We start from the raw sequence: 23,904 nt of genomic DNA, 5'->3' as shown, positions 1-23,904 counted from the left end.
GGTGGGTGGGCCGTCGCGGCCCGAGGGGGCAGACACAACGGCGAGGGCCCTCTCATGGCGGTCGGTATGCTCGCCGACATGGCCATGCCCTCCGGAAACCCGCACTCCGCGCTCGCCGCCCCCATTGCTGCTGCAACTGGTTGCGCGGCTCCGCGGGAGCGGAACGACGCATGTCCGGGGGCGCTGCGGTTGCACCAGGCCGGCGACGGAGGGCTGGCCCGGGTACGGGTGCCCGGCGGGGTGCTCGGGGCCGGGCAGGCCGCGGCGCTCGGCGAGGCCGCGACACGGCTCGGGGACGGGGACCTGCATCTGACCTCGCGGGGAAACCTCCAACTCCGAGGGCTCGGCGAAGGTTCCGACGTCGGGCTGGCACGGCTGCTGGACGGCGCGGGACTGTTGCCCTCCGCCGCGCATGAGCGGGTACGCAACATCGTCGCCTCGCCGCTGTCGGGTCTGGACGGGTACGGGCACCGGGACATCAGGGACCAACTCGCCGAGTTGGACCGGCTGCTGTGCGCGAGCGAAGAAGCGCGCGGGCTGTCGGGCCGCTTTCTGTTCGGGGTGGACGACGGTCGCGGAGACGTGGTCACACTCGGCGCGGATGTGACATTGGTCGCCGCCCGGGAGGGCGGCGCACTGCTGCGCGTAGGGGCTGATCGGGACGCGGGAGCGCTCCGCGTCGACAGCGCACACGCCCCCGCTGCCGCCGTGACCGCCGCCGAGGTCTTCCTCGAAGCCGCGCGGGAGTGCGGCGTACGCGCCTGGCGGGTGGGCGAGCTGCCGATGACCGGTGGTGAGTTGGCTCACCGGGTCGCCCAACGGCTGGGCGACGCCGGGCGAATCGTCCCGGTTCCACCGCTTCCGGAGGTGGATGACCGGGGGCCTGCGCCCGGTCTCGTCACAGCCCCCGCCGGACCGGTCGCGCTCTCCGTACTCGCTCCCCTCGGCCGGTTGACCGGCCACCAGTGGACGCTGCTCGTCCGTACCGCCGAGCGGGACGGAAGCGGCGAGCTGCGGCTGACCCCGTGGCGCGGGGTCGTCGTACCCGGTCTCGCCCCCGGGCGGGCACCCGGAGCGCTGGCCGCGCTGGGCGACGCCGGACTGGTGGCGGACCCCGCCTCGCCGTGGCGCGGGGTGGGTGCCTGCGCCGGGCGGCCGGGCTGCGCCAAGTCGCTGACGGACGTACGGGCCGACGCCGCCGCAGCCTTGACAGGCAACGGCAACCGCAACGCCAACGGCGACGGCAACGGCAACGGCGACGGCGACGGCGACGGCAATGAAGGCGGGGCACAGGCGCTGCCCGTGTACTGGTCCGGCTGCGAGCGCCGGTGCGGGCATCCGCGCGGCGAGCGGGTGGAGGTCGTCGCGGGCATGGGCGGCTACCGGGTGTCCGTCGTCCGGGGCACCGGCGGCCCGCTTCCCGTACCCCTCTCCCGGCACGCCCCGCACACCCCGTATGCCCCGCACACCCCGCACACCCCGCACGCCGAGCTCGCCGCCACCGTGGCGGCAGCCCGCAACCCACGGTCCACCGACGAGCCGCGCCCCACGACGACGGCCCCCTCACGATGAGCGAGAGCACAGTGTTCGAGTACGAGAAGGACGGCGCTGCCATCTACCGGCAGTCCTTTGCCACCATCCGCGCGGAGGCGGATCTGGCGGGACTGCCCGCCGATGTCAGCCAGGTTGCGGTGCGGATGATCCACGCCTGCGGCATGGTCGATCTCGTACGGGACCTCGCCTACACCCCGCAGGTCGTCGAGCAGGCCCGCGCTGCCCTGCGCGCGGGGGCGCCCGTCCTCTGCGACGTCGCCATGATCGCCAGCGGCGTCACCCGCCGACGGCTTCCCGCCGACAACGAGGTGCTCTGCACACTGGCCGACCCCACCGTCCCCCGACTCGCCGCCGAGCTGGGTACGACCCGTACCGCCGCAGCCCTCGAACTGTGGCGGGACCGCCTCGAAGGGTCCGTCGTCGCGATCGGCAACGCGCCCACCGCGCTGTTCCGGCTGCTGGAGATGATCGAGGAGGGGGCGCCGCGGCCGGCCGCCGTCATCGGGGTGCCGGTCGGGTTCGTCGGCGCTGTCGAGTCCAAGCAGGCGCTGGCCGAGCACCCGTCAGGGCTGGAGCACCTGGTCGTGCACGGTCGCCGCGGCGGCAGCGCCCTGGCCGTGTCCGCGCTCAACGCCATCGCGAGTGAGGAGGAGTGAGCCGGGTGAGCAGCACCGACGGAGTGAGGAACGGCGTGGCCGGGGGCGCGACGGAGCAGCCGGAAGCGGGCGTCGGCACCGGGCGGCTGCTCGGCGTGGGGCTGGGGCCCGGTGACCCCTCGCTGATGACCGTGCGCGCCATCGAGGCGATCGCCGAGGCGGACGTCGTCGCGTATCACAGCGCCCGGCACGGCCGTTCGATCGCCCGCTCCATCGCGGCCGGGCACCTGCGCCCGGACCACATCGAGGAGGCGCTGGTCTACCCCGTCACGACGGAGTCCACCGACCATCCCGGCGGCTACCGGGGCGCGCTGGAGGAGTTCTACGCCGAGGCGGCTGCCCGGCTGGCCACGCATCTGGACGCCGGGCGCACCGTGGCCGTCCTCGCCGAGGGCGATCCGCTCTTCTACGGCTCCTACATGCATATGCACAAGCGGCTGGCGCACCGGTACCCGACCGAGGTCATTCCCGGTGTGACGTCGGTGAGCGCCGCCGCCGCGCGCCTGGGCACCCCGCTGTCCGAGGCCGAGGAGGCGCTGACCGTACTGCCCGGCACGCTGCCGGAGGAGGAACTGACCGCACGCCTCGCCTCCAGCGACGCGGTGGCCGTGATGAAGCTGGGCCGTACGTTCCCCAAGGTGCGCCGCGCGCTGGAGCGTTCCGGGCGGCTGGCCGAGGCCCGCTACGTCGAGCGCGCCACCATGAGCGGCGAACGCACCGGACGGGTCGCGGACATCGACCCGGACTCGGTGCCGTACTTCTCGGTCGCCGTACTGCCGAGCAAGGTGGGCAAGGTGGGGGCAGCCCCCGAGAAGGAGGGCGGCTCCCCCGGCGAAGTCGTCGTCGTCGGAACCGGACCGGCCGGGCCGCTGTGGCTCACCCCCGAGACGCGGGGCGCGCTGGCCGCAGCCGACGATCTGGTCGGCTACACCACCTACCTCGACCGGGTACCGGCGCGGGACGGCCAGCGCCGGCACGGCTCCGACAACCGGGTGGAGGCCGAACGCGCCGAGTTCGCCCTGGAGCTGGCGCGGCGCGGGCGGCGGGTGGCCGTCGTCTCGGGCGGCGACCCGGGGGTTTTCGCGATGGCGACGGCCGTGCTGGAGTCCGCCGACCAGGAGACGTACGCGGACGTACCCGTACGGGTACTGCCCGGCGTGACCTCCGCCAACGCGGCAGCGGCCCGCGCGGGCGCGCCGCTGGGCCACGACTACGCCACGCTCTCCCTCTCCGACCGGCTCAAGCCGTGGGAGGTCATCGCCGAACGCCTCCGCGCCGCGGCGGCGGCCGACCTGGTGCTGGCCCTCTACAACCCCGGCTCGCGCAGCCGCACCTGGCAGGTCGGCAAGGCCCGCGAGGTCCTGCTGGAGCACCGCGCCCCTGACACCCCGGTCGTGCTGGCCCGCGACGTGGGCGGCGACGGGGAGCGGGTACGGATCGTCCCGCTGGCCGAGCTGGACCCGGCCCAGGTGGACATGCGTACGTTGCTGATCGTCGGCTCCTCGCAGACCCGGACCTCCCGCGGACCCGACGGCACCGCGTACGTGTGGACCCCGCGCCGGTATCCGGAGGACGGCGACGGGGCCTGAGGCGCGGCGCGGCATGGCGTAGGGGCGCCGTATGGTGCCACTCGGTACCACTCCCCAACTCCCCTAAATTACTTGCTTGTTCACAATAGAAAAGCTCTGGACGAGGGCAACTGCCGGGCTATACTTCGATCGCTTTGCAGCCGTGCAGGAGAAAGGGTGCACATGAAGCGTTCTGTTGCCCTGGCAGTCAGCGCACTGTCGCTGGCCACATCGGGGCTGATGGGATTCAGCGCGACCGCCCAGGCCGACGCGCGGGGTCCGATATCCCAATGCGTCCCGGACATGAAGTTCTGCCTGTTCGAGCACGACAACTACAAGGGCAATTCCTGGGACGCCTGGACCGGGCGGGGCTGCGAGAATATCCGCAGCGAGGGCAGCTACGCCCTGAACAACAAGGCCAGCTCGATGTCCAACGGCTCCGAGGACCGGGTCCGGATGTACAACGACACCTGGTGTGCTGGCGCAGCGGGCTACTCCGCGCGGCCCGACAGCGACGACAAGGACCTGACGAACAACGGGTTCGACAACAAGGCCAGCTCCATCAAGTCGTAACGCAGGCAAGGCGTCACGCGAGCAACGCGTAACGCAATCAAGGCGTCTCATGAGGGAGAGGGCCGAACGGCGGGTGAGACCACACCCGTACGTCCGCTGCCGCCTCGCCGCCAATGGGGAAACGAGAAACGGGGAAGGGATTCTCATGAAAGCGAAGCGCACCATTGTGCTCGCTGCCAGTGCGCTGTCACTGGGCGCGTCGAGCCTGATCGGTTTCAGCTCGACCGCGCAGGCCGAGCCGCAGAAGATTCAGTCCGAGTGCGTCGTGGACACGCGTTTCTGCCTGTTCGAGCACGACGACTACGACGGGGACTCCTGGGAGACCTCCACGGAGAACGGCTGCCAGAATCTGCGCAGCCCCCATCCCAACCTGGACAACAAGGCGAGCTCGATGGCCAACGGCTCGAATGACAGGGTGTGGCTGTACGACAAGGCCGGGTGTTCCGGCGCGTCAGGATATTCGGCGAAGCCGAAGAGCGACGACGAGGACCTGACGAACAACGGCTTCGACAACAAGGCCAGCTCCATCTGGTCGTAGCCATGTAGCCATGTAGCCACCAAGCCTTGGTCGTAGTCAGAGCGAAGTGGCGTGCGGCACCGCTCGTGCCGCACGCCATGCATGGTCCGTACGGTTCGGAGGAGTGCAGCGTGTCTGTTCGGGTGTGGGGTCCCGCCCTGCTGCTCGCCGTGGCGGTCACGGGCTGCTCGGCGACGGCATCGGATTCGGACTCGGATTCAGATGCGTCGGCACACCAGCGGGCGAACACCCCGCAGATCACCAAGAACGTCCCTCTGCCGGGCGAGGAGGCGCGGAAAATCATCGTGCCCTTCGACGCCTACAACATTTCTCCCGCCGAGGGAATGACCATCGACCTCGCCGAGGACTCCCTCGTCGGCGACTGCCTGCGCGGCCGGGGCATGAAGTGGGCGGCCCTTCCGTACCCCGCCGAGCGGGACATCGAGCCGCCCAACCGCCGCCGCTACGGCGTTGTGGAGCCGGATGCCGCCCGCGTTTTCGGCTATCACGACCCCCAGGACCGGCCGTCCATGGCCAGGCTCCACGCGGAACGCGACGCCCGGACGGAAAAGCTCTCGGCCGAGGAACAGCGCGCCGCGTACGGCGACAAAGCGAAGTCGGGCCCCGGTGGCTGTCTGAAGAAGGCCCGGGACAAGCTGATGAAGGGGGCGCCCGAGATCAATGTGTCCCTCTTCAACAAGCGGATCAAGGATGCGTTCGACGCCTCCCAGCGGGACGGAAAGGTCAAGCGCGCCTTTCACGCCTGGAGCGGCTGCATGAAAGAAGCGGGCTTCCACTACAAGGATCCGCTCGCGGCCGTCACCGACGAGCGGTGGGGCGCGAAGAAGCCCAGTCGCCGTGAGATCCGAGCGGCGCGGGCGGATGTGCGCTGCAAAGAGAAGACCGGCGTCGTGCGGATCTGGATGGCCGCGGAGAAGCGGATTCAGACGGATTCCGTGCGCCGCCATCCCAAGGAATTCCGCGCGCTGAAGGCCAACAAGGGCGCCCAGCTGAAGGCGGCCCGCCGCATTTTGGGCCGAGGCTGAAGCGCAGAGTGGTCGCGCAGTTCCGCGCGCGCCTTCGGGGCACGTCCTCATCCTGCGAAGCCGCCAGACGCGCGAGCCTGTCGTGCCCGGTCAAGAAGGATGAGGGGCACAGCGGCTGCGGCGAGGGTGGCGCCTATCAAGCAGACCGAGGTGAGAGCGGCCCCTTGGGTGAGTGAGGCGGCTGCGAGAGCGGGGGTGATGCTGATGCCCAGCTGGAACGCCGACACGGTCGTGGCACCGGCGAGGGTCGGGGCATCGGCTGCGAGGACGAAGACGCGTCCGTAGACAGCGGGGTTCAGCACGAACGCGGCGATGCCGAGCAGGAACACCGTGGGCACCACCGCCCAGACCTGCTGGATCACGGCGACCATGACGGCCGACAGGATCACGAGCGCTGATGCGCCGGTGAGCAGTGCGAGGTGCGGCCGCCGGTCGGAGACGCGTCCGCCGATGGACAGACCGACGAAGGCGCCGACCCCGAACAGCGCGAGGATCGCCGGGATCCAGACCTCGGGGACGGCGGTGCTCTCGGCGAGCATGGCCGCCAGGTAATTGAACGTGATCATGTACGCCGCGGTGGTCAGGACCGTAATCGCGTAGATGCCCCAGAGCATCGGCTTCCGCATCGTGGCGAACTCCCGCGACACGCGTGGCGCGGAGCTCGGGTCGGCGTCCCCGGCGTCCCGTCCGGCGGCGGGGAGTCCGAGGAGGCAGCCGACGATCCCGGCGACCGTCAGGGCCGCGACGGCCCAGAAGCCGCCGCGCCAGTCGGTGAAATGGCTGAGCAGCGTGCCTGCCGGACCGCCGGCGACCACCGCCACGGTGAGACCGCTGACCACGACTCCGGAGGCGCGGGCGTTCCGGTCCGGCGTCACCAGGCTGATCGCGGTCACCGACGCGACGGCGAAGAAGCCCGCGTAGGCGATGCCCGTAACCGCTCTGGTGAGCAGCATTACCTGGTAGTTGCCGAGAAGTCCGACGACGATGCTCGCCGCGAAGACGCCCTGGGTCGCCACCAGCACGGTGCGGCGTGGCCAGTGCAGGCTGAGCACGGCGAACGGCGGCCCGCCGATCACCACACCGACCGCGAACGCGGTGATGAGCATCCCGGCCGAGGAGAGCGTGACGTCCAGGTCGGCGGCGACCGCGGGCAGTACCCCGGCCAGCAGGAACTCCGCGCTCCCCATCGCGAACAGGCTGAAGCCCAGCAGATACACCCCGGCCGGCAGCCGACCGGTCGTGTTGGTGGCGAGCGATCCGCTCGTCGAATCCGTCGTTACGTTCATGTGGGTCACCTCCGCAGGGAGTCTCGGGAGGCTCGGCCGGTATCAACAAGAACCGTTGCTGATTCCGGGAAACATTGATTGGCTGCGTCCCATGGACGACCAACCGAGCGTCGGTGCCGTGATCGAGCAGATCGCTCCGCGGCTGCGACGCGCCCGCGAGAAGAAGGACGTCAGCCTGGCCGACCTCGCGCGCGCCACCGGCATCTCGACCAGCACGCTGTCACGACTGGAGTCGGCCCAGCGCAAGCCGAGCCTCGAACTCCTGCTGCCGATCACCGCGGCGCTGGGCATCCCCCTCGACGAGATCGTCGCCGCACCCCGGGTGGTCGATCCGCGCGTGCCGCAGAAGCCCACCGGAAGAGACGGCCGGGTGCTGATCCCGTTGTCGCGGCAGCAGGGAGAGCCACGCGCGTACAAGATGACCATTCCGGCGCATGACGAACAGCCGCACCTGCGGACCCACGCAGGGTACGAATGGCTCTACGTGCTCCGCGGACGACTCCGCGTGAAGCTGGATGACCGCGACTTCCTCATGGGGGCCGGCGAGGCAGCCGAGTTCGACTGCCAGATTCCGCACTGGTTCGGTGCGGCGGGGCGAGGCAGTGTCGAAGTGCTCAGTCTCTTTGGGAAGCAGGGTGAACGGATCCATCTCCGTACCCCGCGGCGCTGAGGCTGATCGCGCAGTTCCCCGCGCCCTTACGGGGCGCGCTGCGAAGTTGGGGGGCAGGCGTTCACGCCTTGGCCATCAGGCGTAGTGCGTCCTCCTCGGGTGTGCCGGGTGCGGCGGTGTAGACGAGCAGGGCCAGTTCCGGGTCCTGCGGGAAGTGGGTGATCTCGTACGTGAGGGCCAGCGGGCCGGCGTCGGGGTGGTTGATGTGTTTGATGCCGTACGACTTCGTGCGCACCGTGTGCAGCTCCCAGTGCCGCCGGAACTCCGGGCTGTGTTCGATGAGTTCGGCGACCAGCCGCCACAGCTGAGGGTCCTCCGGGTGGCGGCCCGCCGCGATCCGGAGATGGCCCACGGCCTCCCGGGCGATCATCTCGCGGTTGGGGTAGCGGCTGCCGATCTCCCCGTTGAGCAGGTGCAGTCGGCACATGTTCCGCTCGGCCGGCGGTAGCGCGTCGAAGTCCGTGATGAGTGCGCACACGGGGCGGTTCCAGGCCAGTACGTCCATGCGCCGCCCTAGCACCAGGGCCGGTGCGGTGATCCAGTCCAGCAGCTGCTGCACCTCGGGCCGTACGGAGTCGGCCTCCGGCTCCGCCGTGCCCGCGGCGCCCCGCGCGGGGCCCGGTCGGTGCGGGCGGGCCAGCCGGAAGAGGTGCCCGCGCTCGTCCTCGTCCAGCCGCAGCGCGCCGGCCACGGCGTCCAGCACCGCGTCCGAGACGCTCTGATTGCGGCCCTGCTCCAGCCGTACGTAGTAGTCGACACTCACTCCCGCCAGGTGCGCCAGCTCCTCCCGGCGCAGCCCGGGCACCCTTCGATGGCCGGACCCTGAGGCGAACCCGACATCCTGCGGCTGGATTCTCGCCCGACGGGACCGCAGAAAGTCTCCCAACTCCGCGTGTATGCCCATGCGTTCATTGTCCCCGAACCTGGGCCCGGCGGACGGTGGGTACGCCAGACCCCCCGTACGGCAGAGCGGCCGGAGAACCCGCGCACCCGGACCACCATGGTCTTCCGGGCATGACGCGGGGCACGGGGCTCGACGTCATGAGGCTCCGGACGACGTGACACAGGCCGCCGTCGGCAGACGGCGGCCGACCAAGGCCGACCAAGGCCGACGAAACAGACCGAGAGACCGAGAGACGGGCGAGAGGTGGCGACGATGCGTGGATCCCTGCGCGAACACAGAGGACGGAGCGCGGCAACCGCGGCGGCAGCGGTCGCGGCGGTGGCGGCGGTGCTCGTCGCCGCGACACCCACGGCATCGGCGACATCCACGGCATCCCCGACACCCCCGACCTCCCCCGCACCCCGCGGCCTGCCCGGCGGAGCACCGCCCGACCCCACACCCGGTGGGCCGCAGCGCCCGTACGAGCCCGATGTCCCCGGACCACGCAACATCGACGGGCTCACCGCGACGGTGCGCCCTGACGGCGGCACGCGGGACGGTGTACGTGTGGCCTTCGACCGCACCAGCCGGGCCGATCCGGAAGGCCCGCCGGCTGCCGCGCGCCGCTTCGTCTTCCTCTTCGACGCATCGCTGCGCTTCCACCCCGCCGCCTTTCCCACCTGTGCACGCACGGTGGTCGAGCGGCAGGGCACCGACGGCTGTCCCGAAGGCTCCCGCATCGGCCGGGGTACGGCGCACGCCTACCCGCAGGGCACCTCGGCGGTGTACGCCTTCAACACCCGGTACGCGAACGGGATGCGGGGTGCCCTGGTCGTCATTCCGGCCACAGACACGATCCTGGAGCTGACCTGGGAACGCGTCACCGGTCCTTACCGGCAGCGGGGTTATCTGTGGGGTCTCGACGAGATCCTGCCGCCCTCCGACGTGCCACCGGAGGATCGGGTGGGCACCCGGCGGTTCCAGCTGGAGTGGGGCGCCGCACGCCGTACGGGCCCCCGTACCGTCAGCTTCGCCGAGACCACGGCCGAGCCCGGCACGAAGCTCCGCGTCGGGCTGTGGAGCTCCTTCGTGACAGGCCAGGTCGCCCTGCCGGAGGCCACACCCGTCCGCCAGGCATCGGAGCGACGCCGCTGAGAGCTGCCCGGGTCGGAGCTTGCCCCGGTCGGAGCTCACCGGTCGGACGACTCCGCACGTGACCGCCCGGAAACGTTCTAGCCCAGGCGCTCGACGGCTTCCTTGGCCTCCTTCAGGCCCTCGCCCGTCAACTCCCGGTATCTCTTGATCGCGTGGAGCTTCTTGCCGTTGCGGAGGAGTTCGATCACCTCGCGCAGCCGCGGGTCGTGCTCCTGCAACCCCATGTGCTCCAGCATCAGGTCAAGCTTGCGCTCGACCCGCGCCAACTGCCGGTCCGAACGCGAGATCCGGGTCTCGATGCTGAGGACCGCTCCGAACAGGAGCAAGGCCACCCAGGCCCAGCCAAGTATTTCCATGGGCGCGATCCAATCAGCCCCGCCCCGGGCCGTGCGTCCGGGGCCGTTCCCGGACCTTCATGCGCGGACGGCGGCGACGATGCGGAAGGCGATGCTGCCGCCGACGGCCGCGCCGATGGCTGTGAACAGCCCGATCTTGGTGTCGCCGATGACCAGGCCCATCCAGCCGTGGTGACCGCAGACGGCGCCCAGGCATACGGTGAACGCCGTGGTGACTACGAGGGCGGCGACGATGCCGCAGCCCTGTTCGCCGGAGCGCGCCACATTGCCCCTCTTGGACACGGCACTGGCGACGGCCAACGGCGCGAGCCCCAGCAGCGCGCCCACCCAGGCACCTTCCTCGTCGAACTCACCCAGCGAGATCACAGCGATGTCCAGCCCCCCGCCGTCGCCGATCCACCCGAGGACGAAGCCGGTCACGCACAGCGCCACGAGGACGAGAAAGCTGGTGAGCGCGGACCGCAGCCCGGCGACGATCCACGCGACGACGCCGGACAGCCCGCCGAGCCAGGCGCCGGTCACCGCGCCCAGATAGCTGGGGTGGAGCAGCCCGGCGGGGATCTCGGGCGCATCCATCGTCAGGAGGTGGGTGTGGAAGGACCGCTGGGACATGGGGATGAGATCGCCACTGTTGGCCTTCGTCGCGGCGATCACACCCCCGATCACGCCGAGAACGATGAAGGCGATATCCCTCGACCGTATGAGCACGCGGCGGGCCTTCGGCCCGGAGACGGCGGCCCTCAGGCGTTCCCGAAGGGGCGGATCCGGGCGGGGCGGAGTCCAACCGGCGGCCTGAGTAGTGGACTCGGGCCCGTCCGGCTCGCGACCGGCCGTACGTCCGCGCGCCGCACCCCCGTCCGTTGGTGAGCCGCCAGGCGATACGCCACGTACCGTCCGGGACGCCTCGCGGGTGAAGTCCCGTACCCAGGCGAACGCCCGGCGGGCCCACGCCGCGCCACCCTCCGGACGGGGCGGTACGACGACGGTCGGCTCCTCGGAGTCGGGTGGGACGTGCCGCTCGTCCGCCGCCATACGGAACCGGAGCACGTCGTCGCGCTGGGCCGCGATCATCTGGTGTATCTCGCGCGGCCAGGGCTGCTCGGGCCGCTCGGCTTGCATGAGCAACTCATGGGCCTGATCAAGGAGTTGGTCCGGGCCCGGCCGCTCGTCCGGCTCTTTGGCCAGACACGGCTGGATGAGTCCGCGCAGCCCGTCCGGTATCCCGCTGAGGTCCGGCTCGGTGTGCACGACGTTGTACATCATCTGCGGTGCCGAGGTCCCGTTGAACGGACCCTCGCCCGTGCACGCCATGACCAGCGCCGCGCCCAGCGAGAACACATCGCTGGCCGGGGTCAGCGGGTGGCCCTTGGGCTCCACCTGCTCCGGCGACATATAGCCGGGTGCACCGACCACCCAGCCGGTATGCGTGACCCAGGTGCCGTCGTCGCTGTCGGCGGCCCGCGCGATACCGAAGTCGATCACCTTGGCGTGCCCCTCGGCGAGCAGCACATTGGAGGGCTTCAGATCGCGATGCACCAGTCCGGCCTGATGGATGTCGATCAGCGCCGAGGCCAGGTCGGCGGCCAGCCGCAGCACCGCCTCCTCCGGCAGCCCGCCGGTGGCCTCCACCGCCGCGTGCAGTGAAGGTCCTGACACGAACTCCGAGGCCAGCCACGGCACCGGCTCGTCCGCGCCGTCGTCGATCACGGCCGCCGTGTAGTCGCCGGACACCTTGCGGGAGGCCACCACCTCGCGGCGGAACCGTGCGCGGAAACCGTCGTCCTCCACCAACTGCGCGCGTACGCGCTTGAGCGCGACCAGCCGTCCGCCAGGCGTATCGCCCAGCAGTACCCTCCCCATCCCTCCGCTGCCGAGTTCGGCGAGCATCCTGTACGGCCCGACCCTGCGCGGGTCGGAGGTCTCCAACGGTCGCACCGCCACCCCTTCCGGCTGCTGAGCCAAGAGATCGTAACCGAACACCCTGGGTAGCAGCGGGAGTTGAAATCGGGGGATTGGTGAAGACCTTCGGAGCTGCCCGCTCCGGGGGGCGGGTTCCGCCCTAGCCCATGCCCTGCTGCGGCGGTATCCAGGTGAGCTTGTTCCGGATGTGCGACGACATCTTCGCGTCCAGCCGCACATGCAACTGGACATTCCCGCAGGCCGCGCAGACGAAGGCATCGAATACCGTCTGTTTCGTCCCGAACGCTCCCGCGCCTGTCGGGCGGAGCCCGCCTTGCGCCACGTATTCGCCCCGGTACACCTCGCCGCCGCACGCGCCACAGCGTCCGTAGCGCAGGTCCCCGTTGGTCATACGGACCAGCCTAGCCCAGGCATTCGACAGCCTCCTTGGCCTCTTTCAGGCCCTCGCCCGTCAACTCCCGGTACTGCTTGATCGCGTGCGGCTTCTTGCCGCTGCGCAGCAGCTCGATCATCTAGCTGTGCCCTGCGGGCCTCCACGATGAGCGTTCCGAGGTCGCCCGGCTGGGGCGCGGGGAGAATGCGTGCCTCGACGTGGACGAAGCCGACGCGCTTGAGGATGTCCGCCCAGTCTTGCGGCGGGTACTGCCAGCGCAGCACGGTCAGTTCACCTTCGCGGCCCTCCAGCCATTTGCCGTGCATCTGCTGGGGCCCGTAGGCGCCGCCCGGCTCGGCGTGGGAGAAGACCAGGACGCCGCCCGGTGCGAGCCGTCGCAGGATGCGTGGCATCAGCTCTTCTGGGTCGGTGAACCAGGCCGCGCCCCAGTTGGAGAACACCGCGTCAAACGTGGTGTCGGCCTGGTCGAGATAGGCACACGCCTCCGCGCATACGAAGGTGATGCCGGGCTCGTCCGCCCAGAAGCCACGGGCGCGCTCGGTCTGTGCGGACGAGAAGTCGACGCCGGTCACCTGCACACCGAGCCGGGCCAGGTAGCCGGCTTCCTTCCCTTCGCCGGGCCCGAGTTCGAGGGCGGTCTGGCAGGGGCCGAGGAGTTCGGCGCCGGGCCCGTGACCCGGGTACTGGGTCCACTCGAACGTATCGGCCGGCGGGGTGGGCTGTTCGCCTTCGCCGCGGTACGGCTTGTACTTGTCCCAGTACTCCGGCAGGGACATCGGCAGTGTCGTGTGAGCCATGGATCTCCTCGGGCATCCGGTGGGGCCGGACACCGTAGCGAGTCCTGGGCTGCGACATGCCGGGGGGTGGGGCCGCTCACGGGCGGGGGCGAGAGCGGTGCTCTCGCCCCCGAGCAGTGCTCCTCTTCGAGGGCTCCGCTCTTCACAGCTCCGACGCACGCCCCCGGGCCGCCGCCCGCACGGCACGGATTCCAAAAACGTCACCGGTCAAGGGGGTGACGTCAACGGAAGGGCTGCGCTGGGTTGGCGGCTTCAGCCATCGAGAGCACCGCTCTTTACGGAGCTCAGGAACGCAGACCAAGCATCGGCCCGGAAGGCGAACGCGGGTCCGTCGGGCTGCTTGGAGTCCCGGACGGCCATGACGCCATCGGGCAGATGGGCACCCTCAACGCATTCGCCGCCCTGGTTGTCGCTGTAACTCGATTTGAACCAGGCGACCTCAGCCATCGAGAGCACCGCTCTTCACGGAGATCAGGAACGCAGACCAAGCATCGGCCCGGAAGGCGAACGCGGGTCCGTCGGGCTGCTTGGAGTCCCGAACGGCCATGACGCCGCTGCCGAGACGGGCTCCCTCAACGCAAGCGCCACCCTGGTCGTTGCTGTAACTCGACTTGAACCAGGCAGCGTCGTGCGGGATCACGGCCATGCTCTTCACGGACATCAATGCTCCTTGACTGCTCTCTTGATGAGGCTCAGGGACTCTTGCGGTCCTGGGGCCAGGGCTTGCAGGTCAGTGAACGCTTCCTTGTACCGCTCAATGTCCCCTTCCCTGCGACTGACCCACGCATCCGCCATATTCTCCAGGTACACGAGAGACCTCATCGTTGCTCCGTCCGGGAACTGGAGGACGAAGAACGGCCCGTTCATCCCTGAGTGGGCGCCGTAGCTGAACGGCACCACTTGGACGCGCACGTTCGGTAGCTCCGTGGCCACATCGACGATGTGGCTCAGTTGGTCACGCATCACCTTGGGTCCGCCAACCGTGCGGCGCAATACCGCTTCGTTGATGATGGCCGTCAGCTTCAGTGCCGAGCACGCACGCCGCAGAACTGCCTGGCGGTTCATCCGAACTGCGACCAGGCTATCCACTTCCTCCGCGCTCATCCCTTGGTGAGCACGCTCGTGGATCACGCGTACGTACGCCTCGGTCTGCAACAGACCAGGGACGAACTCCGACTCGTAGTTCTGCAGGGCGCTTGCTGTGGCCTCAAGTCCCAGGAACGCCTTGAAACCTGGCCGGATCACCGGCCGATACTCCGCGGACTGCCACCAGTCGCGCCGCGTCTTGGTCACCGCGGCGTAGCCCTCCAGCATGGCCCGCTTCTCAGGCGTCGCCCCGTAGATCTGGCAGAGAGCTATTACGTCGGAGGGCTCGACAGAGGCGTTGTCCCCCGTCTCCAGGCGGGTCAGTTTGGAGGAGCTCCACAGGAGCTTGCGGACGACTTGGCGGCCGTTCAAACCCGCGGCGTGCCGCAGCTGGCGCAGCTCGCTGCCGAGTTGCAGTCGGCACAGGGCGGGTGTTGCCGACTCGATGTCTGTGATCATGTGCGGACTTCCTTCCTCCGCCATTGCGCGCAACGTTCTGCGAATCTGCAGAACGTTGCGGTGAAGTGTGAACACCCCCGCTGAGCAGCAGGAATTGGCGCGGAAAGTTGTCCGCGCAAACTCCTCAACTCCGTTCCAACGCTAGCGTGCTGGTGCCAATCTGTAGGCGCCTTCTCACAGAGCGCGGCCGAAAGGAAGAATCCCGTGACGAGTTACCGCTCTGCGGCATGCGGTCTCGGCAGGCACACGGAGTGCCGTCATGCCACACCGCGGCAGGCGCCCCCGGGCGTCCCGGTGACGTATGAGGCATGCTGCTGCGTCTGCCATACAGGGGTGCGGGGGATCTGGATCTACGACCGGGAGCAGACCCCCATTCCCGCAGCCGGAGAGCTGCGGCTGCTGCCGTGGACCACCGGGTCCGGCAAACCGTGCTATCTCAGCGGCACTCCCGATTCCACCCTCTCCCGCTACGCCGACGAACTCGAGGAGGTCCAACTGGAGGACAGCGACCGGGCGTTGAAGCGGGTCCTGCCCTTGCTGACCAGGAAGGCGAGCGCCGACGACAAGACCATGCAGGCCACCGAGGAGGCCGCGCTCGCCCTCAGCAACGTCATCCGAGTCGCCGACAGTCGGGGTGCCCGGCTGCCGGAAGGCGAAGCCGAGATCAGGTGCATCCCGAAGTTCCGTGATGCGGGCAAGGAAGATCCAGGGCCGATGGGCCGATGAGGGTTCGGGCAATCCGAACCCCAGGAGGGGTGCCACCTCCATGGTTCCCGGCCGCCGGGGCCGGTGGAATGAGTGGCAGTCAGCGCGCGCCCGCCACCAGCCACGAAGAACACGAAGAACGGGGAAGACATGCGCCTTCACCGGCCTGCGCTCCTGTGCGCCCTCACCGTCCTCACCGCCGTCACGGTCGTCACGACCACGCTGCCCGCCGCTGCCGAGCAACGGCAGCCGGACAAGCACTCGCAGATCCACAAGGACTTGGCCGACATCACCCGCAACGGCGCCGTCGGCGCCCAGGTGCGGGTGACGGACAGGGGCGACAGCTGGACCGCACGGGCGGGCTCGGCAAGGGATCGGGGAACCGCACCCGTTCCCCGGGGCGGAGTGTTCCGCGCGGGCAGTACGACCAAGATGTTCACCGCGGTTGTCCTGCTGCAACTGGTCGGGGAGGGCCGCGTCGCGCTGGACGATCCCTTGTCGCGGTACCTGCCACCCGGCCTCGTACCGAACGCGGACCGCATCACCGTGCGGATGGTCCTCCAGCACAGGAGCGGCCTGCACGATCTGGCCCGCGACCTGCCACAGGGCGAGGAGTTCGTCAGGACGCGCTTCCGGCACCATGACCCGGCGGCGCTGGTGCGCGCGGCGGCGGCCAAGCCGGCCGACTTCCCGCCGGGCACCGACTACGGGTACTCCAACACCAACTACGCCGTCGCCGGACTCGTCATCGAGCGGATCACCGGCCGCCCGTACGCCGCGGAGGTCCGGCGGCGGATCACCGTACCGCTGGGGCTGCGGCACACCTCCGTGCCCGGAGACAGCGCAATACTCCCCGGGCCGCACGCACACGGCTACATCAAACTTGCCGACCGCGAGGACATCACCGAGCTGAACCCCTCGATGGCCGGCGCGGCGGGGCAGATCGTGTCCACCACGGGCGACTTGGACAAGTTCCTCACCGCGCTCACCTCGGGCAAGCTGCTGCGCCCCGCCGAGTGGCGGGAGATGAACCGCACCGTCGCCACCGGTGAGCCCGGCGCACGCTACGGACTCGGACTCAAGCACCGGAAGCTGAGCTGCGGACGTACGGTCGTCGGGCACACCGGCGGCATTCCCGGCTACGCGACGCTGGCTTTCACCACGCCCGACCGTTCACGGCGGATGGTGCTGTCCGCGAATCTCGCCGACTGGCCCGCGGACCCGGGTATTGGAGCCCCGCTCGACAAGGTGCTGGACGACGCGTTCTGCGACTGACGTCGGCCCGACTCTGCGCTCTCCCCCGCAAAACGCCAAAGCCCTCCTTATGTGGTGAGCTGCCGATACAGACAACACGGGGACGAAGGGCGGTGCGGACGGTGCGAACGATCGGGCTGATCGGCGGGATGAGTTGGGAGTCCTCGGCCGAGTACTACCGGATGCTGAACGAGATCACCAGGGAACGGGTGGGCGGGCTGCACTCGGCGCGACTGGTGCTGTATTCCGTCGACTTCGCCGAGATCGAGGTGCTGCAGGCGGAAGGCCGCTGGGAGGAAGCGGGCGGCATCCTCGCCGACGCGGCCGGCGCGCTTGCGGCAGCGGGCGCGGAGCTGCTGGTGCTGTGCACCAACACCATGCACAAGGTCGCCGGGCACATCGAGGAGGCCACTTCGGTGCCGCTGCTGCATCTTGCGGACGCGACCGCTTCGGCGGTGCGGGCGGCGGGGCTGCGGCGCGTCGGACTGCTGGGCACCGCGTTCACGATGGAGCAGGACTTCTACCGGGGCCGGCTGGCGGCCGGTGGCCTGTCGGTGCTGGTCCCCGACGCGGCCGACCGGGAACTGGTGCACCGCGTGATCTACGACGAACTGTGCCTGGGAACCGTGCGGGACGACTCGCGGGCCGCGTACCGGCGGGTGATCGACAAGCTCGTCGCGGACGGGGCCGAAGGGATCGTGCTGGGCTGTACGGAGATCGAGTTGCTGATCGGCGCGGACGACAGCCCCGTGCCCGTCTTTCCCACCGCACGGCTGCACGCGGAGGCCGCGTTCGAGGCGGCGGTCGCCGGAACCTGAACGGGGTGACGGGCGGATCTCAGAGCGCCCGCACCGCCTCCGCCGCCGCCTCCGGGCTCGCGCACACCCGTACTCCGTCCGGGACCGGCGGGCGTCGGACGACCACCACCGGCAGTCCGGCCTCTCGCGCCGCCGTCAGCTTGGGCGCGGTGGCCGTACCGCCGCTGTCCTTCGTCACGACGACATCGATGCGGTGGCGGTGCAGCACCTCGCGCTCTCCCTCCAGGCAGAACGGCCCCCGGTCCAGCAGGAGCTCCATGCGTGCGGGCGTCGGCTGCCCGTCCTCGGGCGGGTCGACGGTGCGGACCAGAAACCACAGCTCCTCGGTCCCGGGACCGGCGAAAGCGCTCAGCCCCAGCCGTCCCGTCGTCAGGAAGATGCGCCGCCCCAGCCGGGGCAGCAGCAGAGCGGCCTCGCCCAAAGAGTCCGCCATGTGCCAGTTGTCGCCCTCACTCGGTACCCAGCCGGGGCGGCGGAGAGCGAGCAGGGGAACATGGGCAGCGGCCGCGGCCTCGGCGGCATGGAAACTGATCGTCTCGGCGAAGGGATGGGTGGCGTCGATGAGTACGTCCACAAGGTGTGTACGCAGCCATTCCGTCAGCCCCTGGACGCCTCCGAAGCCGCCGATGCGTACGTCGCCCACCGGCATCCGCGGGGAGGCGACCCGTCCGGCCAGCGAGCTGGTGACGCGTACGCCGGTGGCACCGTCCAGCAGCTCCGCGAGGCGGCGGCCCTCCGTCGTCCCGCCGAGGATCAGTACGTGCACGGGCTGCGGTTCCTTTCATGGGTGAGGAGCCCAAGGGCGGGCGCGGCGCTCAACTGAAACACACCGGGTTGCGGCCGGGCTGGACGACCGGTGCCTGTGCGACCGCGGCGACGACCGCCGCGTACACCGCGCTGCTGACCGGCGACTTCCCCGACCCGGTGACGATCACGCTGCCCAAGGGCCAAACACCGGCCTTCGCCCTCGCATACGAGGAGTTGCGGCCAGGGTGCGCCACCGCAGCGATCGTCAAGGACGCGGGCGACGACCCCGACGTCACCCACGGCGCCGTGATACGCGCCACCGTGCGCCCCCTCGCGCCGGGCGCGGGCGTCGTCTTCCGCGCCGGGCCGGGCGTGGGCACCGTGACCCGTGCCGGGCTGCCCCTCGATGTGGGCGAGCCCGCCGTCAACCCGGTGCCGCGCCGGATGATGCGCGAGCACGTCGCGCGCGTGGCGCGGGAGTACGGCGGCAGCGGCGATGTGGAGATCACGCTCGCCGTCGACAACGGCGAGGAGATCGCACGCTCCACCTGGAACCCGCGGCTGGGCATCGTCGGCGGGCTGTCGATCCTGGGGACGACCGGCATCGTCGTCCCCTACTCGTGCTCCGCGTGGATCGACTCGATCCGGCGCGGAGTGGATGTGGCCCGCGCGGCGGGGCGTACGCATGTGGCCGGATGTACGGGGTCGACCTCGGAACGCACGGCCGTCGCCGAGTACGGGCTGCCGGAGGATGCGCTGCTGGACATGGGGGACTTCGCGGGCGCCGTCCTCAAGTACGTACGCCGCCACCCCGTCGACCGGCTCACCATCTGCGGCGGCTTCGCCAAGCTGTCCAAACTGGCCGCCGGGCACATGGATCTCCATTCGAAGCGCTCCCAGGTCGACTTGGGCTTCCTCGCCGAGCTGGCCGTTGCGGGCGGCGCCGACGCGGAGCTGTCCGCGCACATCTCTGAGGCCAACACCGGCCTCGCTGCCCTCCAGTTGTGCGCCGCTGCCAATGTGCCACTCGGCGACCTGGTCGCCGCCGCCGCCCGCGACGAAGCCCTCGCGGTGCTGCGCGGGGCGCCCGTCGCGGTCGACGTACTCTGCATCGACCGCGGGGGGACGATTGTGGGCCGCAGCACGGTGCGCTGACGCTGCGCTTCGCGGTGCCCCTGTCCGAAGAGTGCAGACTGCGGGCGAGCTGTGGTTGCTCGCGCAGTTCCCCGCGCCCCTTCGGGGCGCGTCCCCCTGCTGTGCTTGGGAGGTCTGCGCCTGGGGGTACCCCCTGCTCGAAGAGCTTGGGGGAGCAGGGCTGGCAAGCGCAGCCCACTGGGAGGGCAACCCGCAAGCGAGGGCTCAACAAACGTGCCGGTCGCGCTCCGCAGAATACAAATGGCTGTCCCGGAAGTGCTCCGCCGCAAGCGTGCGGCCCACCAGGATGACCGCCGTCTTGCTGATGCCCGCAGCCCTCACCTGCTCCGCGATGTCCTGCAAAGCACCCCGCAGCACGATCTCGTCCGGGCGGCTGGCGAAAGCCACCACCGCCGCAGGGCAGTCGGCACCGTAATAGGGAAGGAGCTCGGCGACCAGTTCATCCACGTACCGCACCGCCAGGTGCAGGACGAGCAGGGCGCCGCTGCGCCCCAGCGTGGCCAGGTCCTCGCCGGGCGGCATGGGGGTCGCCTGCCGGGCGATCCGGGTCAGTACGACGGTCTGCCCGACGGTCGGCACCGTCAGCTCCCGCTTCAGCGCTGCGGCCGCCGCTGCAAACGCGGGCACGCCCGGTACGACCTCGTACGGCACCCCAGCCGCATCGAGGCGCCGCATCTGTTCGGCGACGGCGCTGAAGACGGACGGGTCGCCGGAGTGCAGCCGTGCCACATCCAGCCCCTCACGGTGGGCGCTGACAAGCGCCCCCGTGATCGCGTCCAGATCGAGCTGCGCCGTATCGACCAGCCGCGCGTCGGGCGGGCACTCGGCGAGCAGTTCGCGGGGCACCAGGCTGCCCGCGTACAGACACACCTGGCAGGCGGCGAGCGTACGGGCGCCGCGCACCGTGATCAGGTCGGCGGCGCCGGGCCCGGCGCCGATGAAGTACACCGTCATGTGTCCCCTCCCACTGCCGAGTCGGTGCCCTTGCACACCGCCCATTGCGTCACCGGCATCGCCTGCCGCCAGCCCGTGAAGCCGCCCACCGGCACTCCGTGCGCCACCGAGAGCCGCACCAACTCGCCGCCGCAGCGCCGGTACCACTCCACCAACAGCGCCTCCGACTCCAGGGTGACGGTGTTGGCGACCAGCCGGCCGCCCACCGGCAGCGCCGCCCAGCAGGCGTCCAGCAGTCCCGGCGCGGTCAGCCCGCCGCCGACGAACACGGCGTCGGGCGTGGGCAGTCCGGCCAGCGCGCCCGGCGCCGTACCGGTGACGACACGGAGCGAGGGCACGCCGAGGCGCTCCGCGTTGCGCGAGATGCGCGAGGCCCGCTCGGGGTTGCGCTCCACTGTGAATGCCCCGCATGCGGGGTGCGTGCGCAGCCACTCCACGGCGATGGAACCCGCGCCGCCGCCCACGTCCCACAGCAGTTCGCCGGGTGCGGGCGCCAACGCGGCCAGCGTCGCGGCCCGTACATGACGCTTGGTGAGCTGGCCGTCGTGCTCGTACGCGGCATCCGGCAGCCCGGGGACGGCGCCCAGCCGCAGCCCGTCCGGGGCAGCCGCGCATTCGACGGCGACGATGTTGAGGGGATCGCCCGGCGGGTGCGGCCAGTCCTCGGCCGTCCCCTCGTACGTGCGCTGCTGCGCGCCGCCGAGCTGCTCCAGCACCCGCATCCGGCTCGGCCCGAAACCGCGCTCACGCAGCAGCGCCGCGACCTCACCGGGGGTGCGGGCACCCGCGCTGAGGACCAGCAGCCGCCGCCCCTCATGCGCTGCGGCGGCGATCCGGGCGAGCGGCCGGCCGACGACGCTGACGACCTCGCACTCCTCCAGCGCCCACCCCAGCCGCGCACACGCCAGACTGACGGACGAGGGGTGGGGAAGAACGCGGAGCGGCAGCTGCGGGAGCACTTCGGTGAGGGTGCGGCCGATCCCGTAGTGGTACGGGTCACCGCTCGCCAGCACCGCGATCCGGCGCCCGGCGTGCGCCGCGAGCAGCCCTGGCACGGCAGGCCGCAGCGGCGACGGCCACACCACCCGCTCCCCCGCGCACTCCTGCGGCGGCGGCAGCAGCAGATCGAGCTGGCGGCGGCTCCCGATGATCACCTCGGCAGCGCGCAGCGCCTCCCGCGCGGGCCCGGTCAGCCCCGGCCAGCCGTCGGCCCCTACCCCGACAATCGTCACCGGCTCAGCCGGTGACGCATGCGGAACAGCCGACGACGGGGACACCACGGACACACCTCAGGGCAGACAACAGACGTAGACAGGGGCGGCTCGAACTGTACTGTTCGGGACCCCGCTCCCCGACCACCGGTCCCGGTCCACAATGGGCGCATGGATCAGAACGCACTGCCCGACCACGCCATGCCCGACTGGGAGAAGCGGTTCAGGGCGCCGCGCGTCTCGCTGCCCGAGTGGGCCGAGGACGCACCCGCCCGGTCGCTGTTCGTATCGAACGCGACGGGCACGTTCGAGCTGTACGCCTGGGACCGTACGACCGGTGAACAGCGGCAGGTCACCGACCGGCCCAACGGCACCACGGACGGCACCCTGACGCCCGACGGCGAGTGGATCTGGTGGTTCTCGGACACCGACGGCGACGAGTTCGGTGTCTGGATGCGCCAGCCCTTCGACGGCGGGCCCGACGCAGTCGCCGTCGAGGGCCTGGACCCCGCCTATCCGGCGGGCCTGGCGATCGGCCGGGACGGCACTGTCGTCATCGGCCGCTCCACCGACGAGGACGGCTCCACCATCCACGTGCTGCGCCCCGGCTCCCCCGCGCCCGTCGAGATCTACCGGCACAGCGAGTCGGCCGGTGTGGGCGATCTCTCACACGACGGCACGCTGCTGGCGATCGAGCACACCGAGCACGGCGACGCCATGCACTCGGCGCTGCGCGTCGTGAGCCGCGACGGCTCCACCGTCGCCGAGCTCGACGACAGCGAGGGCGGCACGAAGGAGCTGGGCCTCACCGTGCTCGGCTTCGCCCCCGTCGACGGCGACCAGCGGCTGCTGGTCGGCCACCAGCGGCGCGGCCGGTGGGAGCCGATGGTCTGGGACCCGGTAGCGGGCACCACCAAGGAGCTGGAGCTGGACCTGCCCGGCGACGTCGCCGCCGAGTGGTACCCGGACGCCTCCGCGCTGCTGGTCGCGCACAGCTACCAGGCCCGCGACGAACTCTTCCGCTACGACCTGGCGAGCGGCGAACGCACCCGCATCGAGGCGCCCGCCGGCTCGGTCATGGGCGCGACGGCGCGGCCCGACGGCACGGTCGAGTTCCTGTGGTCGTCCGCCGCAGAACCGCCGCAGGTCCGTTCCACCACCGGCTCAGCTGTGCTCGACCCTCCCGGGATGACGGCACCGCGCTCCGTGCCGGTCGAGGACGCCTGGGTCGAGGGCCCCGGCGGGACGGTGCACGCGCTGGTGCAGAAGCCGGCCGGGCAGGGCCCCTTCCCCACCGTCTTCGAGGTGCACGGCGGCCCCACCCACCACGACAGCGACTCCTTCGCGGGCCAGCCCGCCGCCTGGGTCGACCACGGCTTCGCCGTCGTACGGGTCAACTACCGCGGCTCCACCGGTTACGGCCGCGCCTGGACCGACGCCCTCAAGCACCGCGTCGGCCTGATCGAGCTGGAGGACATCGACGCCGTCCGCACCTGGGCCGTCGACTCCGGGCTCGCCGACCCCGACCGGCTCGTCCTGGCCGGCGGCTCCTGGGGCGGCTACCTCACCCTCCTCGGCGTCGGCACCCAGCCGGAGGTGTGGGCACTGGGACTGGCCGCCGTGCCGGTCGCGGACTACGTCACCGCCTACCACGACGAGATGGAGGCGCTGAAGTCCATGGACCGCACGCTGCTCGGCGGCACCCCGGAGGAGGTGCCCGAGCGCTTCGAGGCGTCCTCACCGCTGACGTACGTCGACAAGGTGCGCGCCCCCGTCTACATCTCTGCGGGCGTCAACGACCCCCGCTGCCCGATCCGGCAGGTCGAGAACTACGTGGCCAAGCTGGCGGAGCGCGGCCACCCGCACGAGGTGTACCGCTATGACGCGGGGCACGGCTCGCTCGTCGTGGAGGAGCGGATCAAGCAGGTCAGGCTGGAGATCGACTTCGCGTTGCGGCATCTTCCGAGGACGGACCGGGAGGGTCGGCATCCCCTTCCGGAGGCTCCGGCCGGCTCTCCGGTCGGCTCTCCTGCTGGCCGTCCGGAATGAGCCCCAGCGCTGCGTCCCTGGCCAGCTCCGCCTCCCGGCGGAAGAAGCGGAACCACATGAAGACCACGAACCCGGCGAACACGAACCACTG

The 23,904-nt window shown here is 70.7% G+C and carries 25 protein-coding genes; 13 read left to right on the top strand and 12 right to left on the bottom strand.

What is annotated here, in order from left to right; all coding sequences use genetic code 11:
- Window positions 1-66: 66 nt before the first annotated feature.
- The 6 genes from ACTWQF_RS25580 to ACTWQF_RS25555 all read left to right on the top strand — a co-directional run bounded on the left by ACTWQF_RS25580 (window position 67) and on the right by ACTWQF_RS25555 (window position 5,914).
- Window positions 67-1,572, top strand: coding sequence for a precorrin-3B synthase (locus tag ACTWQF_RS25580; RefSeq protein WP_443282011.1), 1,506 nt, complete (start codon window positions 67-69; stop codon window positions 1,570-1,572).
- Window positions 1,573-1,583: 11 nt separating this feature from the next.
- Window positions 1,584-2,210 carry a precorrin-8X methylmutase gene (locus ACTWQF_RS25575; RefSeq protein WP_443282009.1) on the top strand — a complete coding sequence of 209 codons (627 nt, stop codon included), beginning with the start codon at window positions 1,584-1,586 and terminating at the stop codon, window positions 2,208-2,210.
- A 125-nt stretch (window positions 2,211-2,335) separates the two neighbouring features.
- The gene (gene cobJ / locus ACTWQF_RS25570) at window positions 2,336-3,799 is read left to right on the top strand and encodes a precorrin-3B C(17)-methyltransferase (RefSeq protein ID WP_443282008.1); all 1,464 of its coding nucleotides are present in this window, start codon (window positions 2,336-2,338) and stop codon (window positions 3,797-3,799) included.
- 162 nt (window positions 3,800-3,961) lie between these two features.
- Window positions 3,962-4,351 carry a peptidase inhibitor family I36 protein gene (locus ACTWQF_RS25565; RefSeq protein ID WP_443281999.1) on the top strand — a complete coding sequence of 130 codons (390 nt, stop codon included), beginning with the start codon at window positions 3,962-3,964 and terminating at the stop codon, window positions 4,349-4,351.
- 145 nt (window positions 4,352-4,496) lie between these two features.
- Window positions 4,497-4,889, top strand: coding sequence for a peptidase inhibitor family I36 protein (locus tag ACTWQF_RS25560; RefSeq protein ID WP_443281998.1), 393 nt, complete (start codon window positions 4,497-4,499; stop codon window positions 4,887-4,889).
- 110 nt (window positions 4,890-4,999) lie between these two features.
- The gene (locus ACTWQF_RS25555) at window positions 5,000-5,914 is read left to right on the top strand and encodes a hypothetical protein (RefSeq protein WP_443281997.1); all 915 of its coding nucleotides are present in this window, start codon (window positions 5,000-5,002) and stop codon (window positions 5,912-5,914) included.
- A 47-nt stretch (window positions 5,915-5,961) separates the two neighbouring features.
- Here the strand turns inward: ACTWQF_RS25555 and ACTWQF_RS25550 are convergent, their stop codons facing one another.
- Window positions 5,962-7,200, bottom strand: coding sequence for an MFS transporter (locus tag ACTWQF_RS25550; protein WP_443281996.1), 1,239 nt, complete (start codon window positions 7,198-7,200; stop codon window positions 5,962-5,964).
- 91 nt (window positions 7,201-7,291) lie between these two features.
- On the opposite strand from ACTWQF_RS25550, the gene ACTWQF_RS25545 reads away from it, so the two are divergent.
- Entirely contained in the window at window positions 7,292-7,870 is a 579-nt protein-coding gene (locus tag ACTWQF_RS25545; RefSeq protein ID WP_443282006.1) for a helix-turn-helix domain-containing protein, read from the top strand.
- Between the two features lie 61 nt (window positions 7,871-7,931).
- Here the strand turns inward: ACTWQF_RS25545 and ACTWQF_RS25540 are convergent, their stop codons facing one another.
- The gene (locus ACTWQF_RS25540) at window positions 7,932-8,774 is read right to left on the bottom strand and encodes a helix-turn-helix transcriptional regulator (RefSeq protein ID WP_443281995.1); all 843 of its coding nucleotides are present in this window, start codon (window positions 8,772-8,774) and stop codon (window positions 7,932-7,934) included.
- A 252-nt stretch (window positions 8,775-9,026) separates the two neighbouring features.
- Here ACTWQF_RS25540 and ACTWQF_RS25535 point away from each other — a divergent pair, with 252 nt between their 5' ends.
- On the top strand, window positions 9,027-9,908 hold the full coding sequence (locus ACTWQF_RS25535; RefSeq protein ID WP_443281994.1) for a hypothetical protein: 882 nt from the start codon (window positions 9,027-9,029) through the stop codon (window positions 9,906-9,908).
- 77 nt (window positions 9,909-9,985) lie between these two features.
- On the opposite strand, the gene ACTWQF_RS25530 is transcribed toward ACTWQF_RS25535, so the two are convergent.
- From ACTWQF_RS25530 to ACTWQF_RS25500, 7 genes are all read right to left on the bottom strand, one after another.
- Window positions 9,986-10,264, bottom strand: a complete 279-nt coding sequence (locus tag ACTWQF_RS25530; protein ID WP_443281993.1) for a ribosomal protein L7/L12 — start codon at window positions 10,262-10,264, stop codon at window positions 9,986-9,988.
- A gap of 57 nt (window positions 10,265-10,321) precedes the next feature.
- Complete coding sequence (locus ACTWQF_RS25525; RefSeq protein ID WP_443281992.1) at window positions 10,322-12,199, bottom strand: serine/threonine-protein kinase; 1,878 nt, start codon at window positions 12,197-12,199, stop codon at window positions 10,322-10,324.
- Between the two features lie 124 nt (window positions 12,200-12,323).
- Window positions 12,324-12,575, bottom strand: coding sequence for a hypothetical protein (locus ACTWQF_RS25520; RefSeq protein WP_443281990.1), 252 nt, complete (start codon window positions 12,573-12,575; stop codon window positions 12,324-12,326).
- Entirely contained in the window at window positions 12,572-13,375 is an 804-nt protein-coding gene (locus tag ACTWQF_RS25515; protein ID WP_443281989.1) for a class I SAM-dependent methyltransferase, read from the bottom strand. Before ACTWQF_RS25515 ends, ACTWQF_RS25520 begins: the two co-directional genes overlap by 4 nt.
- A gap of 252 nt (window positions 13,376-13,627) precedes the next feature.
- A complete protein-coding gene (locus ACTWQF_RS25510; RefSeq protein ID WP_443281988.1) occupies window positions 13,628-13,822 on the bottom strand; it encodes a DUF397 domain-containing protein in 195 nt (64 codons plus the stop codon).
- Window positions 13,815-14,036 (bottom strand): DUF397 domain-containing protein, encoded by a 222-nt coding sequence (locus ACTWQF_RS25505; protein ID WP_443281987.1) that lies wholly within the window; start codon window positions 14,034-14,036, stop codon window positions 13,815-13,817. The genes ACTWQF_RS25510 and ACTWQF_RS25505 overlap by 8 nt, the downstream gene beginning before the upstream one ends.
- Window positions 14,036-14,920: a helix-turn-helix domain-containing protein gene (locus ACTWQF_RS25500; protein WP_443281986.1), complete on the bottom strand. Its 885-nt coding sequence runs from the start codon at window positions 14,918-14,920 to the stop codon at window positions 14,036-14,038. Before ACTWQF_RS25500 ends, ACTWQF_RS25505 begins: the two co-directional genes overlap by 1 nt.
- A 333-nt stretch (window positions 14,921-15,253) precedes the next feature.
- Here ACTWQF_RS25500 and ACTWQF_RS25495 point away from each other — a divergent pair, with 333 nt between their 5' ends.
- From ACTWQF_RS25495 to ACTWQF_RS25485, 3 genes are all read left to right on the top strand, one after another.
- Entirely contained in the window at window positions 15,254-15,646 is a 393-nt protein-coding gene (locus ACTWQF_RS25495; RefSeq protein WP_443281984.1) for a hypothetical protein, read from the top strand.
- Between the two features lie 129 nt (window positions 15,647-15,775).
- Window positions 15,776-16,900: a serine hydrolase domain-containing protein gene (locus tag ACTWQF_RS25490; protein WP_443281982.1), complete on the top strand. Its 1,125-nt coding sequence runs from the start codon at window positions 15,776-15,778 to the stop codon at window positions 16,898-16,900.
- Window positions 16,901-17,001: 101 nt separating this feature from the next.
- Complete coding sequence (locus ACTWQF_RS25485) at window positions 17,002-17,697, top strand: aspartate/glutamate racemase family protein (RefSeq protein WP_443281981.1); 696 nt, start codon at window positions 17,002-17,004, stop codon at window positions 17,695-17,697.
- Window positions 17,698-17,716: 19 nt separating this feature from the next.
- On the opposite strand, the gene ACTWQF_RS25480 is transcribed toward ACTWQF_RS25485, so the two are convergent.
- Window positions 17,717-18,463, bottom strand: a complete 747-nt coding sequence (locus tag ACTWQF_RS25480; RefSeq protein ID WP_443281979.1) for a cobalt-precorrin-6A reductase — start codon at window positions 18,461-18,463, stop codon at window positions 17,717-17,719.
- Window positions 18,464-18,480: 17 nt separating this feature from the next.
- Here ACTWQF_RS25480 and ACTWQF_RS25475 point away from each other — a divergent pair, with 17 nt between their 5' ends.
- The gene (locus ACTWQF_RS25475; protein WP_443281978.1) at window positions 18,481-19,599 is read left to right on the top strand and encodes a cobalt-precorrin-5B (C(1))-methyltransferase; all 1,119 of its coding nucleotides are present in this window, start codon (window positions 18,481-18,483) and stop codon (window positions 19,597-19,599) included.
- A 204-nt stretch (window positions 19,600-19,803) separates the two neighbouring features.
- Here ACTWQF_RS25475 and cobM read toward each other — a convergent pair whose 3' ends face one another.
- Window positions 19,804-20,553 carry a precorrin-4 C(11)-methyltransferase gene (cobM, locus tag ACTWQF_RS25470; RefSeq protein ID WP_443281977.1) on the bottom strand — a complete coding sequence of 250 codons (750 nt, stop codon included), beginning with the start codon at window positions 20,551-20,553 and terminating at the stop codon, window positions 19,804-19,806.
- Window positions 20,550-21,839: a precorrin-6y C5,15-methyltransferase (decarboxylating) subunit CbiE gene (cbiE, locus tag ACTWQF_RS25465; protein ID WP_443281975.1), complete on the bottom strand. Its 1,290-nt coding sequence runs from the start codon at window positions 21,837-21,839 to the stop codon at window positions 20,550-20,552. The genes cobM and cbiE overlap by 4 nt, the downstream gene beginning before the upstream one ends.
- A gap of 96 nt (window positions 21,840-21,935) precedes the next feature.
- On the opposite strand from cbiE, the gene ACTWQF_RS25460 reads away from it, so the two are divergent.
- The gene (locus ACTWQF_RS25460; protein WP_443281973.1) at window positions 21,936-23,813 is read left to right on the top strand and encodes a S9 family peptidase; all 1,878 of its coding nucleotides are present in this window, start codon (window positions 21,936-21,938) and stop codon (window positions 23,811-23,813) included.
- The last annotated feature ends 91 nt before the right edge of the window (window positions 23,814-23,904 follow it).

This window comes from Streptomyces sp. 8N114, assembly GCF_052245835.1.
Taxonomy (GTDB): Bacteria; Actinomycetota; Actinomycetes; order Streptomycetales; family Streptomycetaceae; genus Streptomyces.
Note: the sequence above shows the minus strand (reverse complement) of the source record. Positions and strands in the feature narration are given on the sequence as shown.

What these genes read in the sequence shown, in the direction of transcription:
- ACTWQF_RS25535 (WP_443281994.1), top strand. Translation starts at nt 9,027, where the DNA reads ATGCGTGGATCCCTGCGCGAACACAGAGGACGGAGCGCGGCAACCGCG.
- ACTWQF_RS25475 (WP_443281978.1), top strand. Translation starts at nt 18,481, where the DNA reads ATGGGTGAGGAGCCCAAGGGCGGGCGCGGCGCTCAACTGAAACACACC.
- ACTWQF_RS25500 (WP_443281986.1), bottom strand. Translation starts at nt 14,920, where the DNA reads ATGATCACAGACATCGAGTCGGCAACACCCGCCCTGTGCCGACTGCAA.
- ACTWQF_RS25515 (WP_443281989.1), bottom strand. Translation starts at nt 13,375, where the DNA reads ATGGCTCACACGACACTGCCGATGTCCCTGCCGGAGTACTGGGACAAG.
- ACTWQF_RS25490 (WP_443281982.1), top strand. Translation starts at nt 15,776, where the DNA reads ATGCGCCTTCACCGGCCTGCGCTCCTGTGCGCCCTCACCGTCCTCACC.
- cobJ (WP_443282008.1), top strand. Translation starts at nt 2,336, where the DNA reads ATGACCGTGCGCGCCATCGAGGCGATCGCCGAGGCGGACGTCGTCGCG.
- ACTWQF_RS25580 (WP_443282011.1), top strand. Translation starts at nt 67, where the DNA reads ATGCTCGCCGACATGGCCATGCCCTCCGGAAACCCGCACTCCGCGCTC.
- ACTWQF_RS25510 (WP_443281988.1), bottom strand. Translation starts at nt 13,822, where the DNA reads ATGGCTGAGGTCGCCTGGTTCAAATCGAGTTACAGCGACAACCAGGGC.
- cobM (WP_443281977.1), bottom strand. Translation starts at nt 20,553, where the DNA reads ATGACGGTGTACTTCATCGGCGCCGGGCCCGGCGCCGCCGACCTGATC.
- ACTWQF_RS25565 (WP_443281999.1), top strand. Translation starts at nt 3,962, where the DNA reads ATGAAGCGTTCTGTTGCCCTGGCAGTCAGCGCACTGTCGCTGGCCACA.
- ACTWQF_RS25540 (WP_443281995.1), bottom strand. Translation starts at nt 8,774, where the DNA reads ATGGGCATACACGCGGAGTTGGGAGACTTTCTGCGGTCCCGTCGGGCG.
- ACTWQF_RS25520 (WP_443281990.1), bottom strand. Translation starts at nt 12,575, where the DNA reads ATGACCAACGGGGACCTGCGCTACGGACGCTGTGGCGCGTGCGGCGGC.
- ACTWQF_RS25530 (WP_443281993.1), bottom strand. Translation starts at nt 10,264, where the DNA reads ATGGAAATACTTGGCTGGGCCTGGGTGGCCTTGCTCCTGTTCGGAGCG.
- ACTWQF_RS25505 (WP_443281987.1), bottom strand. Translation starts at nt 14,036, where the DNA reads ATGTCCGTGAAGAGCATGGCCGTGATCCCGCACGACGCTGCCTGGTTC.
- ACTWQF_RS25460 (WP_443281973.1), top strand. Translation starts at nt 21,936, where the DNA reads ATGGATCAGAACGCACTGCCCGACCACGCCATGCCCGACTGGGAGAAG.
- ACTWQF_RS25545 (WP_443282006.1), top strand. Translation starts at nt 7,292, where the DNA reads ATGGACGACCAACCGAGCGTCGGTGCCGTGATCGAGCAGATCGCTCCG.
- ACTWQF_RS25550 (WP_443281996.1), bottom strand. Translation starts at nt 7,200, where the DNA reads ATGAACGTAACGACGGATTCGACGAGCGGATCGCTCGCCACCAACACG.
- ACTWQF_RS25560 (WP_443281998.1), top strand. Translation starts at nt 4,497, where the DNA reads ATGAAAGCGAAGCGCACCATTGTGCTCGCTGCCAGTGCGCTGTCACTG.